This is a genomic window from Bradyrhizobium genosp. P (assembly GCF_049949265.1).
In the GTDB taxonomy this organism is placed as follows: domain Bacteria; phylum Pseudomonadota; class Alphaproteobacteria; order Rhizobiales; family Xanthobacteraceae; genus Bradyrhizobium.
Window position 1 is genome coordinate 5647872 of sequence record NZ_CP188195.1, and the last position, 13254, is coordinate 5661125.

Sequence of the window (13254 nt, forward strand, 5' to 3'; positions counted from 1 at the left end):
CGCGGACCGAATGGTTACTTGTTGCAGTTGAGATCAGCGAGGAATTCGACCAATGCCCTTGCGGCCAAGATATTAAGGAACACTGTTATATCCGCAATCGCCTGGACGGCAACGAGACCTATGTCGGGAACGTCTGTATCAACCGCTTCATTCAAATCGACACCGGAAACCTCTTTCACGGCCTGAAGCGGATCGCACAAGACCTCACCGCGAATGCGAACAACGACCTGATCGAACACGCATATCGTATGGGCTATCTCTATGGTGAGAAAGAATACACGTTCCTAAAGCAGACCATGCGAAAAAGGCACCTTTCTACTGCACAGACTGGGACGGCATCGTCACTCGCATTAGTCTGTCGCTCCGAGGCAGAGGGTAGGCGAGATTCCTCGACCGAGATGGGAGCGACACCGCTCGATCGGAGCCTCAAGTGCTCACGCGATTCCTTCCGGCATCCTTGGCCCGGTACAAAGCCGCGTCTGCTCGGGCGAGGACATCGTCGCGCTCAGTAGGACCGTGAATGCATCGTTTTCGGCGTGGCAGGTTTCTCCGTTATGGCCCCCCACCGAGGCGCGGCCGTCCGCTTCCTCGAGGCGGTCGGTCTCGTCGATCGCGGCCAAGTGGACCGCATGGGCCGTCCTGTGATCGACGAGCACAGCAAAGACCGGGTCGGCAGCAGCCTCCGTGGTAGCCGGCAGCGCGGCAGGCAGGACCGCAATCCCTGCCAGCATAAGGCGGCGCGATAGGCCGCCAGCGGGCTTGCGAAAGTCGCTGAGGGGTCTTCCTTCGGGCGGGTGTTGGGGGAGCGGGTGGGTGGCTGAACGAATCGACGGACTCCGCTGTGCCGTCCTGATTTGGATTGGCTTCTAGTATTGCAGACGTGTTTGTGGGTGGCGTGCTATGCACGCGATCAGCTTCGATCATGTTGCCCTTCGTGGTTGAGGTTAGGGCCGAGCGCTGCAGAGGCCGCTCCCGGATGATGCGCTCAAGATCGTGATGCGAGGGCCGGACAAGGAAGATCGGGCTACGGCATGAGGGGCACCCGATGCCCTTGTCGGCCAGCTCCTAACCCTCCCGCAGTGGGAACAACGTTCCGGGGGATTGCGTTCTTCGGTGGTGGCAGGCGCAATCGGACGCTTTTGATGCACGGATATACGGCATACGTCCTCAGCCCCGACGACCGCATCCTGTGGCGTGTTGACCTTTTCTGCGGCAACGACGACGACGCACGAGAGCAAGCCCAATATCTAGCGACCGGCGACCAGCCGGTGGAGCTTTGGGATGTGCCCGGAAGATTGGAAAGTTCGGGCCGTCACTACACTAAAACTTTCGTTCGGCCGCGGAGCTTCAGCGGGTTAGGAACGATCTCGCGACGTATGCCGTTGAGTCGCTGCTTAAGGTTGCAGACCGAGCGTGTACCGACGTGGAAGCCCCAGTCTCACTCCCGTGGGGCTGGGGCTCTCCCGCGGCGGTCAGGGCTTCGCTGAAAGCCGGGGTACACGGACCCGATGCCCGATCAAAAAAACGAAAGTTTTCGCGGTCCAGTCGAGCTGTGGCGCGTCCTTGTCGCGATAGGAGCCACGGCCGCGGTCGGGTTTAGCGCCTACTTCGTTCTTCGGCTTGTTGTTGCGAGCGTCTGAGGTGGCCGCACCGCGCCCCCGACATTGGGCAATTGCGCAAGACGGCGCATGCGCTCAGAATGGCTTCCACCAAGCAGAGCGGCCATTCAGCTCAAAACGCCCTTCATCGCTGCACCTGAAAAAGCCAGCGCAACCACTTCCGCGATCCAGGTTTCAGGCGCGTGAAGCCACTCCAATATCGCGGCATGCAGAATATCAGGGCGATGGACATAATTCGCTCGAAGGATGAAATCCCTCGCTGCCCCCCTCCACGCCTCTGATCAATTCCAACTCGCAGCCCTTCAGACGCGACAGGCTGGAGGCTTCCCGGTCGACCATTCTCGGACTGTTGCCGCCGGCCGTCGCTTTATTCGCCAACTCTTTGATAAATGCGCTCTCGACCGATCCAAACTCGGAATGTCGAATGTCTTGGAGCACCCGCATCATGAAAAACGGAGCACCGATCTGGCGGCAGAAGGAAATTGCCTCAACGAAATAGCTTCGTCCCAAATTGTCGTCGATAGCCTCGACGTAGGTCCGACCCGGATTCCAGTGGCTGATGACCCGGGGCCCGTCCCCCGCTGATTTGGGCGGGGCGCATTCCACAAAACTCGGGAAATACGCCGGCATCGCAGGCTGGGATACTCCCGGGGTGTGGAGCATTATTGGCTCCTGCCTTGAATGGAATTGAAGAGAGTGGCGGCCAAATTCCGCCGGAGATAGTTCGCCAGGATAATCTTTTCGTGTGTCGCAACTGCGGGCTTCACTCGGGTCTTTGTGAAGCGGTGACACGCGTTGGAGGGCCTAGCAAATCGTGCGCGAGCGGCGTTGCCTGCGGGGCCAGGATCTCGAAAGTGCGCGCCTGGTGTGTCGGTGGCGCTGTCATCAGGCGACGGGCTGCGGCTAGAAGGGCCAACAGCAGACCGACCGCAGCCATAAAATAGAACAGGCCGTCGATGCTGAAGCGCGCCATCACACTGGTGCCGATCAACGGGCCAAGGATCGAGCCTAGCCCGCTGACCAGGATAAGCCGGGCCGCTCACTGCAACAACCTGATCGGCTGGCATTTGGTCGTGTGCGTTGGCGACACAGACCGGGTACAGAGTCGACATGCAGCCATCGAGCAGCGCAGCGGCGGACACGAGCCCGCCAAGCACAGCGAATAGCAAGAAGGTCGCGATCGTCTCGCGTGCGATGCCTTCATCCTGCATCCACGCGGGAACGAGCGAGTAGAAACTGGCGCTGACCAGCCCGCTCACCATGCACCCCGGCGACGGCGACAGGCGCTGCGCGAGACAATTGGCCGAACGGCAGCGAAGTCGAGGCGATCCCGCGAGGCGGTTCGGCCCGCGTCGTGCTCACGATCACCAGCGCCACAGCGAACAGGACAGCGATTGCATTGAATGGGTCTGCCGTTTCGACCTTGGCGTGGCCGATAAGCAGCTGTCCCAACGCAAGAGCGAGGAACGTGCCAAACATGTAAGCTGAGAAGACCCTCCCGCGCTGAGTTGGCTCGGCCTTGGCGTTGCGCCCAACTCTCGGTGGCGATGAAAAGACGAGAGCAACCAAAACCGATGGCAGCACGCAGGATCGACCAAGCCAGCGGCCCCTCCAGCAGCGGCATGGCCGCGGTCGCGGCGACCACCATTCCTGCGAGGGCGGCATAGGCGCGGATGTGCCCGACCCGTTCGATGATCCGTTCGCAACGCAACGCGCCCAGTGTGAAGCCGGCGAAATAGCTGCTGAGCACTAAACCAGTTGTGGTCGGCCCGAAGTCCTCGATCCGACACGCAAGGAGATGAAGGTACCGAAGAAACCGTTGGCGAGCTGGATGATACTCGTCGCAAGGATCAGGATCCCGACCTGCGCTAGCAACGACTTCGACCGCATTAGCTTTCTCCCTTGCTACAACTTTGACGATTCAGGCGCTCGAGCCAGAACAATCTGCGGCGATCGAGTCGTGGCCGTCGAGTTCATCGTTAGCCCCGATGGGTGGATCCGAAAAATCGGCAAGATATCCCAACTTTGCAAGTGACCGATACCACGGCCAGCAAAGGCAACATAGTCGTGCACCGGCTTGCGTGAAACCCGAGGGTCTTGAAGGCAACCGCGCGCAATTCCGTCCTTCAAGATAACACAGGCGCATTGGCAAGAGGCCGCCAACGGAGGCGCTAATTGAGGTAACGCCGCCGTAGCTTCCTGATGATCTCTCGCAGGTCGTTCGCATACTCCTCGATCACCTGCCGAATTTCTTCTGAGCGCGACGACTTGATTGTCGGCGCTTCTTTATCCGGACGCGGTCCTTCCGGTGTAGGCTTCATGCCTCAACGGTCGGCGAGAGCCACAAATGGACCATTGAGCTAAATCAAAGGTTGCAACACCGACCATCATTTGCCTCCCTGTCCTTAGGTACAATGGTCCAACATATGGCTTTGGTGGTAGATAAACTTAGGCGGGCGTAAGTTGAGGAGTTGACCTGTGATTGTGCGCATGACGACCGACCCGACGCCCCGCCCCAATTCGCTCCGTGACCTCGGCATGACGAGCGATTCAAATCCAATCGTCAATTTAAACGAATTTCCGTACAAACAAGGCACTGAGATCTACGGCGAACAGGAACCCGCCGTATACGTCTACCAAGTCAAGTCTGGTGCAGTGCGAAGCTACAAGCTGCTCTCCGACGGCCGCCGCCAGATTGGCGCGTTTCACCTCGCCGGCGACATTTTCGGACTGGAAAACGGTGGTGTACACCGGTTTACGGCTGAGGCGATCGTCGACACCACCGTTCGCCTGGTAAAGCGGCAGAGTCTCGAGTTGGCTGCCGAGAGCGATGCGCTGGTAGCTCGCAACCTTCTCAGGATGACCACAAGCAGCCTCGAACACGCGGAAGACCACATGCTCCTCCTCGGTCGCAAGACGTCGCTCGAACGTGTCGCCGCTTTCCTGATCGAGATGGACAAACGTCTGCCGGCTGCCGGTGTCATGGCGCTGCCGATGTGCCGCCGCGACATTGCCGATTATCTCGGCCTGACTCTTGAAACGGTGTCACGGGCGCTATCGCAGCTACACCATTTGGATGTCCTCGGGTTCGTCGGCAATAGCCAGCGCCAGATTGTGCTCTTGGATCGGAATAGGCTCGCCGGCCTCGACCTGCAGAACTAAAATGCCGAGGAATCGCCTTGGGGTCTAAAGGCGAAGTCGCAGCCGGTCTGCTCCACTTCCGTTCTGCCCGAGAACGGCCATCGCCCATCGTGCTCGGCATGAAAAGCGCCCAAAGGGCGACATCGCCAAACCTTGACGACTTCCGCTTCACCACACTGTCGGACTGAACACTTAGTAATGGTGATGGTGGTAATAGCCACGCCGATACGCCCGCCGATGCACTCTCCGGTTGACGCCAGCAACACTGCCTGGTGTTAGGGGCCGCCCTATTCGGGCGTACGCACTGTCCAACGATACCGACAAGCTCTTCTCTTGCGACCACTGAACCGAAATTGGGGCGGCGCACAATATCGCGGCTCCCACCAGGATCCCTCCAAGCTTGCTCATCTTTTTCACGAAATTCTCCTTTGCCAATAGTCCGGAGTCTGCGTACGAGATTTCCGGATTTTCGCACTTGATCCAGATCAAGCGGGTATAATTGCTCGATCTATCAAAGCACGGCTGCCCGTCTCGGGCGAAACCGAACGTCCAGTTTGGGTCAATCGCCACCGAAATGCCACGTCCGACTAATCGCGCCCAGAGACAGTTTAATGATTGGCATTGCCTGCCCTAGTCGTGTTTCCGCCAGTTCCTGACCCTCGGCAAGCCGACGTTCGATCATTCCCACGACAGATGTCACACTGTCGAAACGCTCTCGAATGAGAGTCGCCTTGCAGGTGCGTCAGGTCGAATACTAAAATCTTCTCGCGCCCAAAGGCGCTCTTGTACGGCTCCTCCTCCAGATTGACGTCGCCCAGCCGCGTTGCACCTCCCGATAATCGTCTTGCGAAAGGAATAATGCGAAGCGGGGGCGAGCATTGCCCATTTGTTGCATTTGCTCGCGGAAATTAAAGGCGTCCACATCGGGAGCCACCAATAACACGTTTTTTACCTTTGCGCCGATTAAGCCGGTGCGCATCGACCGGGATCGCAGCGCTTCCAGCGTAGGCAGACATCCCATCGAATGGCAAAGCAACGTGATCGCTCGCACATTGGGATCGAGCGCGATTGTATCGATCAATTGATCCAACGGGCCGCTCGACTGACCTGCGCTTTCGCGATCGGAGGCTGCATCCCCCGCTCCCGACAATTTGACGGCCAACTTAATGAAACCGTCACTTTGGCATTGATTCCTGCATGTAACGCTCGCTGGAATTAGCGCGAAAGCACCTCCAAGAACAAAGGGGGCGTACATGGAAGAGCGAAAGATCGCGATGTTGCGCGCGCATGAGCAAAACATCGAGCGTTACCAAGAACTGCTGCGTACAAAGCTCAACGACGTCGAGATGCACTTCATCGAACGCCGTCTGTCCGAAGAACGTTTCGCCATCCACATGCTAAAATTTATGAACCGGGAGGAAGCCTCAGTGAGGCCCCTCTGAAGATTAGTTTCCTAGACTGGAGACTGCAAACCGGGCGATTGCAACCAATCCGTCATGTGCGCTGCGGCTTCTTTCTGCCGCGCCCTACGGATCAGGGCTTCGCGCTCGTGACTAGATTATCGGCGTTTCTTCTGCTGTGCGTCGGCGTGCAGATCATGATTACCGGGGCGGTCGAGGTTGCCCGTTCCATTCTGGAAACCCCGCCCCGCGTCTAGTGCCTCTCGGTTGTCGAGCTCCTCCCACTCAAGCAATAGTCACGTAAGAAGAGACTGTGCCGTTGAACCGTACCCGAACGCGCGCCCGCGCGGTCAGGATCTCAGCAAGCGCGGTTTCCGGCGGGAAACATCGGACCCCTGACGAACCAAGCCAGAGCCGAATGTCGGGTGATCGGGCGTATGAAATGGCAAGTCTCGGTCAGGTCTGTATCTCGAAGTCAAATGCCTTGGCTGCGAAACGCATCAGACCGTCGCGCTCGATATCGTGCGAAGAATTAAGGCCCGATCAGCGCGGACGGCAACTGAAGATTGCCACGTCGAAACCAATTTCGCACAGTTTAGTTGCCTGACAATACCGACGCCGCGCGGCGGGGCGCGGCCCGCTCCTCGTCATTCCCGAACCGGCTGCACCTGCGGAGGGAACCCGATCATGAATAATACCGTGGTCATTGGGCTTATCGTCTTGGGCGCTCTCCTCGCTGGGGCATTCGCTGGCGTGAAGGTCAGAGATCGCTTGCCAAAGCATCACCTGACGGACGAGACAAAAAGCCTTGTATCGATGTCAACGGCGGTGGTTGCCACCCTTTCGGCGTTGGTGCTCGGGCTCCTTATCTCCAACGCCAACACAAGGTTTACCCGGCTCGGCGGGGAAGTGACGGGGCTATCGGCGCAAATCCTCCGATTGGACCACGTGTTACGGCGATACGGGGCCGATGCGGAACCCGCGCGGAACATGCTTCTACAGTATGCCGAGCATAAGGCGGCCGATCTGTTTCCCTCCGATCGCGCCGATGTGCACCTCAGCAATCCGGCGACCTACGAACTACTCCAACGGGCGGAGGACATGCTGCTTACCTTGAAACCTGCCAATCCCCGCGATCAATGGTGGTTAACTCAGGCTATGACCCTTGCGGCCAAGATTGGAGACACACGATGGCTGCTTGCCCAGCAGATTGGGCAGGGAACGCCAAAAGCGTTCGTCGCTCTCCTCGTCTTTTGGCTGGCGTTGCTGTTCGCCAGTTTTGGTCTTTTTGCGCCGCCCAACTTGACGTCGGCGGTCACCTTGATGTTGTGCGCGCTGGCTGTGGCCGGTGCAGTTGCAATGTTCCTCGAACTGGAGCAGGGCTTTGGAGGTCTCGTCCGTATCTCACCTGAGCCGATGCGCCAGGCAGTCGAAACCTTGCAGACCGAACCGAGCAACCAAAATGCACCTTAGCGCCACGTCGCGCCGTTCGTCCGCTGACGCGTTTACACAAAGTCCCGCCTTTGCGGCGCGACGTCTGGCTGCGCCCGCCGTGGGATGAGGCCAAGGCGCTGCAGCGCCCGTTGCCGGCCGATGCACTGAAGATCGTCGCACGCGGTACTGACAAGGAAGACAAGGCCGCGGCATGAGAAACACCGCCTTAACGGGTAGTTCGGAATTGCAGTTGCCCGTGGCATTTTCAGTTTTAACCATATCGATCGTCGTGCGGATTTGGCCGACGCCGCATCCCGACCAATGAGTATCGCGCGATGGGATCGCCGTTCGCCACCCTGGAGCGACGGTCCTGCCCAGATTCGCATAATCTCTCGCGCTGGGTCAGCTAGAAGCAAAAATCATAGAGAGCAGGAACACGGCCACGACGGCCTTCCAGCCGATTGACGTGGCGAAAGCCCTAACCTGCGTCGGCATCGAACCTCCTTCCCGACTGTACTTCCGGCCGGCCGGGATACCGTCCTTGATATAAATCAAACAAACTGCGCCCGAACCTAAAGGGGTAACTTTCCGTACGACAAGCACGGCGGAGAGGAGAAGCAAATGTCAGGAAACTTTTTGCGAATTATTTCCTTAGCTTTGGCGTGTGTCGCGGCGGTTGTTTCGTCTGCCTCGGCAGCGGACCGCCCGCAGGTACAGGCGGTTCGGGAGGAAACTTGGGTTTTGATGACTCCTCTGCCCACGTTCGCCTACGTAGTGAGACCAGTCGGCGGAGGCCCATATCCTCTCCTCATCATGAACCATGGCATTTCTGGCGACCCCCAGCAGCGTGGCTTCTTCCCGCTTGTCGAGTATCGAGACGCGGCACTTTGGTTTGCATGGCGCGGCTATTTTGTGGTCTCCCGGTGAGATACGGTAGCGTGTCAATCGACCGGCCGGAGCAAGGACTGTTTAGCCTCTACTTCGCAAGCGTTGGGGATTGTAACAAGCCCAACTTCCGCTGGCCGGGGCTGATGATTGCGACCCTGAATCAGTGGGTAATCGAATTCATGGAAAAGGAAGCGCCCGTCGCGCCGGGGAAGGCCATCGTGGTTGGCCAATCAGGTGGCGGATGGGGAGCCATCGCCCTGTCCAGCCTGAACCCGTCATCGATCAAAGCGATCATCACCTTTGAAGCAGGCCGAGGCGGACGAGCCGATGGTAAGCCGAACAACAATTGCGCGCCCGACAAGCTCGTCGAAGCAACGCGCGATTTCGGTAAAACATCCCGCATTCCAATGCTTTGGATTTACACGGAGAACGACACATACTTTGGCCCGGACTTGGCGAAACGAATGCACGAGGCATTTACAGCAGCAGGAGGGAATGCGCAGTTTCAAATGCTCCCACCGTTTGGAAGCGACGGCCACTTCTTGATCGATGCGGCTGAAGCCATCCCAATATGGTCCCCTCTGGTAAGCCGGTTCCTCGACGAGCATCAATGAATAACCTCGCGACTTCCGTTGTTGGCCCACAGCCCGTTTTTACACAGCCTGGGTAGAGTCGAGATGTGGCGCGGTGGCTTTAGGCTGAACATATCTGTTGCCGCCTCTTTCGTCTGGCGGTGCCTTAGTGGTTCAACCATGACTCCGTTTCCACATCCCGCTCATCGAACCGGACGGGCGAATCTCTCGCATCCGGCTCTCGGACAAGACTTCACGCCTTCACCCACGGCACGTCGCGCCCACGCGCAGTTAAGCGTACGAGCCCGAAGTGCCCGTAGAGGTGCGAGAGTGGATAAGTCCCGCCCTTGCGTCGCCTAACTTTGTGCTTGATGCGCAACCACCGGCGCAACCGCACAGCTGTGTAGTTGTCGATCGCTCGATACGCCTTGTTGACGGTGCCTACGTTGAAGTAGTTGGCCCATCCGCGTAGCGTGCGGTTCAACTTGCCCACTAGCTCTGTGGTTTCTTGCCATGTCCCCGATCGGTCGGTCAGCGCGTGGACGTTCTCGACCATGCGCTTAATGCTCTTCTTTGATGGCCGGTAACCCAGGCGTGCCTGGCCGGTCCTCGCTGAGTACATCCGCCCGAACGAGTAACCCAAGAAGTCGAACTCCCCTTCCGGGACCTTGCAGATTCGTGTCTTCTCCTCGTTGACCGTGAGCTTCAGCTTTCTCATAATCTCGCGCAGTCGCTGCAAGGCTTCTTCGGCTTTGCCTCTCCGGCACAGGATCACAAGGTCGTCGGCGTAGGTCACGATGCGAGAGCCGAGGCTTTGTTCCAGCCCGAGCATCTTCCATCCCAGCACGAACCGGCGCATGTAGAGATTTGCCAGCAATGGTGAGATCGGTGAACCTTGCGGGATGCCGCGCCGGTTGTCCCGGGCTTCGGTCGTACGTGTCTTCCTTCCTCGATCGTCGGTTTCTTCCACGGGGCATTCCAACCACATCTTGATCAGATGCAGCACGCGCCGATCAACAATCCGGCGCGCTACCGACTTTAGAAGTTCGGTATGCGGAATGCTCCCGAAGTAGTCCGCGAGGTCGGCGTCAACGACTTCCGGGTGGCTTCGGAACAGCCGCGCTTCCACTTCGACCACCGCCTGTTGGGCATTGCGCCCGGGACGGTAAGCGTACTGCTCTGGTGGAAGGTCGGCTTCAAAGATCGGTTCCAGCACCAGCATCACTGCTGTCATGCAGACCCGATCCCGCAGGGTTGAGATGCCCAGCGGCCTGAGTTTGCCGTTGGCCTTCGGGATGAACACTCTTCTGATGGGGTCCGGTCGGTAAGTCTCCTGCCTGAGCGCAAGCGCCAGTTCGCCAAGCCACCGCTGCACCCCATACGCGTCGATGCCCGCAAAATCTTGCCCATCCACGCCCGGTGCGCCCTTGTTGGAGCGGCACTGGGCATAGGCATGGGCCAGGATGTCCTCGCGGCTGATCTTGTCGTACAAGGCATAGAAGCGATAGCCGGCTTCTGCCTTCGCTTTCGCGTGCAACGCCGTCTGCAGCTTCTGAACACTTTTCGGAGTTGATAGGTTGCCCAATCTCCAGGTCCCTCACTACGTCTTGCGTTCGTCTTGAACTGAGGTCCCTTCCCTCCCCCGGCATTACCCGGCTTCAGCGGTACTGCGAACCTCTCCGTCTCCCCAGGGCGCCCGGCCTGTCCCTCACGGGCATCCGGTTGACCATCCCTGACCACGTCCTGGGGTCTCCCGTGTTGCGTACGCTTTCCTTGTGTACATGCTGTCGCCACTACCCCGGCGCAGCGGCTGGGCGTACTGCTTCGCTCATTCACCCAGCCGTATCAGCCTTCCCCGAAAGGGTTGTCGGGTCGGCCTGCGCATCGTCCTTTTCGAGGCTTGCTCGGCGTTTACTCGCGTTACGGCCTGCACACTCGCGCTGTCACCGTATATCGTGACACGCTAACCAGAGGCTTCAGCCATTTCGTTACCTCCATGACTGCTCCGGTTGCTTCCGGCTGGAGCGGTTGCCGGGTGGGACTTGCACCCACTGGAAAGCGCCGCCTTTTCACGGCGCACACCCGGAACGGACATCGCCAGCCTCGTTGTATTGAAAGCGAAATCGATCATCCCGTCGACTTTCGAACGGTCTTCGATTCGATCGGGTTTGCAGTGTTATTATTTCTTTGGCGATGGAAAGTCACGAAGTCCGGCAAGGCTAGCGCCTTGGAGAACAGCCAGCCTTGCGCAAACTCGACCTGATGAACACGCAGGAAGCTCGCCTGGACTTCGGTCTCGACACCTTCGGCGATGATCTGCAGGTTCAGCGTCTTTGCCATGTCGATGATGTGCGAGATCACGGAACTGGTCGCTGTATTCTTGCCGATCGAATCGACAAAGGACTTGTCGATCTTAAGCGCATCCAGCGGTAATCCCTGCAGATACTGAAGGCTCGAATAGCCGGTTCCAAAGTCATCGATCGCTACTGCGTGACCGAGTTGCCGCGCGAGGGTAATCGTTGCGCGCGCGGAATCGATATCCATGAACCCGCGCTCGGTGGCTTCGAGCCAAATTTGCTGTGGCTCGATACCAGTTCGCTCAAGCGCGCGCGTGATCACAGGCAAGATCCTCCCGGTCTTGATGTCGGCCGCGCTGATGTTGATCGCCACATGCAAGGAGCGATAGGCAAGAAAATGCTTATTGAGATCGGCCACCACAATGCCAATCACCTGGTCGGTGATCGGCATGATCAGGCCGGTATCTTCCGCGAGTGGGATGAACAGGTCTGGTCGCACCAACGATCCATCCGGTCGGCGCCAGCGCACCAGCGCCTCACCTCCAATACAGCGACCCGTCCTGAGTTCCACGATTGGTTGGTAGTGAACCACGAACTCGCGATTCTGAATTGCAATCTCGAGTTCGCCTCTCGGCGAGAGCCTTCTGTGAGAAAACCAGATCACGATGCCCACGATAAATAAGGCGAGACACGCGCCGATCGGCAACAACATAAGCTGCTCGCGGCGCAGGTTGGGTAACAAACCGTCGCGCGGCGCGATGGCAATCGCCATCCAGCCATTGGCCCTTGATACTGCGAATAGCTCCCGCTCATTCATGCCATTGCGCCGTTGGTCCAGGATAGTTCGCAACAGCCGTGGATCTGGACTGTTCAGTGCGCTGATCAGCGCGCCATCGTCGCTTGCAATGGCAAGCTGCATGCCGGGATCCACGATTACGTCGACGAAGCGCAACGGGTCAACCAACGCATTGTAAGATTGGTACTGAAGCGCCATCAACGGCTTCGCCTTTGTTACGAGCGGCCGCATCCGGATGGTGACCTCGATTCCGTTGTCGGTAGTGTAGTCGCCGCGCTGGTAGGGAACCTCGCCTTCGGTCCTGCCCCACGAGGTGCATTTGAGTTGACCGCGTTCAAAGTAACCGATCTCCTCGACCGTCGGCGTGTCCATCGCGAGTCGGCGCATCTCGGCAATATGGTCGGGCGAACACGGTTCGCCGCGGAATTCGACCATTGTACGTAGTGCCCCGCTGATTTCGTTGAGCGATCTGTTCGCTCTCGTGATCGCGCGGTTGGCGAATGTAGATAGCCGCTGCTGCTCGGCTTCAACCGCGAGAGTCCAGGATACGTAGGCCACTGCGGCGATCGGCATTGCCGCGCCGAACGCGCCGAGCAGAATTGCGATAGCGATGATGCGCGAACGCCTCATGTTCAAACCTCGCGCCATCGATCGTCTGATGACCCGGCAATGATAGGGCGGCAAAGTGGGTGCGAGGTAAATCCAATGACGAGAAACTATTGGACGGTTGTAACCCTTCGTTAAGCGGGTGTTGCCGGCGTTCTCACCGATCCGGAGGTGCATTCCCTGGTCAACGGGCGGGTGTAATTGAATAGCGTTGGTTCTTCCCCTGTTGGCCAAGCGGACAAGTAACCGGCGTTCACGAACGTCTGCTCTTGAACCTCTAGCAGTTATGCCGGTGAGGCTTTGGGAATCCCGGGAAGCGCCTCAAGCTGGGAGCCACTCCGGTCGCCCGAGTGCACCGCGGCAAATCCGGCTTGTCCAAACGAGGTCCTGAGGGCCTCACCTCGGGATGCACAGGAACCACACGCTCAGAGGAGTCCGTCTTGACGCGTTTGCCCTGCGCACGCTCAACGATGAAGTAGAGGAGCGGCACGACGGTCTCGG

11 protein-coding genes and 1 pseudogene are annotated in these 13254 nt (G+C 58.6%); 6 read left to right on the forward strand and 6 right to left on the reverse strand.

Going from position 1 to position 13254, the window contains the following annotated elements; genetic code table 11:
- Nucleotides 1-14 precede the first annotated feature (14 nt).
- The 3 genes from ACP2YO_RS27445 to ACP2YO_RS27455 all read right to left on the reverse strand — a co-directional run bounded on the left by ACP2YO_RS27445 (nt 15) and on the right by ACP2YO_RS27455 (nt 2282).
- A complete protein-coding gene (locus ACP2YO_RS27445; protein ID WP_426434284.1) occupies nt 15-239 on the reverse strand; it encodes a hypothetical protein in 225 nt (74 codons plus the stop codon).
- Nucleotides 240-434: 195 nt separating this feature from the next.
- A complete protein-coding gene (locus ACP2YO_RS27450; RefSeq protein ID WP_426434285.1) occupies nt 435-731 on the reverse strand; it encodes a hypothetical protein in 297 nt (98 codons plus the stop codon).
- A 1104-nt stretch (nt 732-1835) separates the two neighbouring features.
- Complete coding sequence (locus ACP2YO_RS27455) at nt 1836-2282, reverse strand: hypothetical protein (protein WP_426434286.1); 447 nt, start codon at nt 2280-2282, stop codon at nt 1836-1838.
- 293 nt (nt 2283-2575) lie between these two features.
- Between ACP2YO_RS27455 and ACP2YO_RS27460 the strand changes: the two genes are divergently transcribed.
- Nucleotides 2576-2785 carry a hypothetical protein gene (locus ACP2YO_RS27460; protein WP_426434287.1) on the forward strand — a complete coding sequence of 70 codons (210 nt, stop codon included), beginning with the start codon at nt 2576-2578 and terminating at the stop codon, nt 2783-2785.
- Nucleotides 2786-4097: 1312 nt separating this feature from the next.
- Nucleotides 4098-4781, forward strand: a complete 684-nt coding sequence (locus tag ACP2YO_RS27465) for a helix-turn-helix domain-containing protein (protein ID WP_426434288.1) — start codon at nt 4098-4100, stop codon at nt 4779-4781.
- 733 nt (nt 4782-5514) lie between these two features.
- Here ACP2YO_RS27465 and ACP2YO_RS27470 read toward each other — a convergent pair.
- Nucleotides 5515-5850 carry an alpha/beta hydrolase gene (locus ACP2YO_RS27470; protein WP_426434289.1) on the reverse strand — a complete coding sequence of 112 codons (336 nt, stop codon included), beginning with the start codon at nt 5848-5850 and terminating at the stop codon, nt 5515-5517.
- A gap of 163 nt (nt 5851-6013) precedes the next feature.
- Between ACP2YO_RS27470 and ACP2YO_RS27475 the strand changes: the two genes are divergently transcribed.
- The 4 genes and pseudogenes from ACP2YO_RS27475 to ACP2YO_RS27490 all read left to right on the forward strand — a co-directional run bounded on the left by ACP2YO_RS27475 (nt 6014) and on the right by ACP2YO_RS27490 (nt 9096).
- Nucleotides 6014-6202, forward strand: coding sequence for a hypothetical protein (locus ACP2YO_RS27475; RefSeq protein WP_426434290.1), 189 nt, complete (start codon nt 6014-6016; stop codon nt 6200-6202).
- A 645-nt stretch (nt 6203-6847) separates the two neighbouring features.
- Nucleotides 6848-7633: a hypothetical protein gene (locus ACP2YO_RS27480; protein WP_426434291.1), complete on the forward strand. Its 786-nt coding sequence runs from the start codon at nt 6848-6850 to the stop codon at nt 7631-7633.
- Nucleotides 7634-7689: 56 nt separating this feature from the next.
- A pseudogene (locus ACP2YO_RS27485) lies at nt 7690-7809 on the forward strand (SOS response-associated peptidase); the annotation flags it as partial.
- Nucleotides 7810-8532: 723 nt separating this feature from the next.
- Nucleotides 8533-9096, forward strand: a complete 564-nt coding sequence (locus ACP2YO_RS27490) for an alpha/beta fold hydrolase (protein WP_426434292.1) — start codon at nt 8533-8535, stop codon at nt 9094-9096.
- Nucleotides 9097-9307: 211 nt separating this feature from the next.
- Here ACP2YO_RS27490 and ltrA read toward each other — a convergent pair whose 3' ends face one another.
- Nucleotides 9308-10546, reverse strand: a complete 1239-nt coding sequence (ltrA, locus tag ACP2YO_RS27495) for a group II intron reverse transcriptase/maturase (protein ID WP_426434049.1) — start codon at nt 10544-10546, stop codon at nt 9308-9310.
- Nucleotides 10547-11181: 635 nt separating this feature from the next.
- Nucleotides 11182-12777 (reverse strand): EAL domain-containing protein, encoded by a 1596-nt coding sequence (locus ACP2YO_RS27500; RefSeq protein ID WP_426434293.1) that lies wholly within the window; start codon nt 12775-12777, stop codon nt 11182-11184.
- Nucleotides 12778-13254 lie beyond the last annotated feature (477 nt).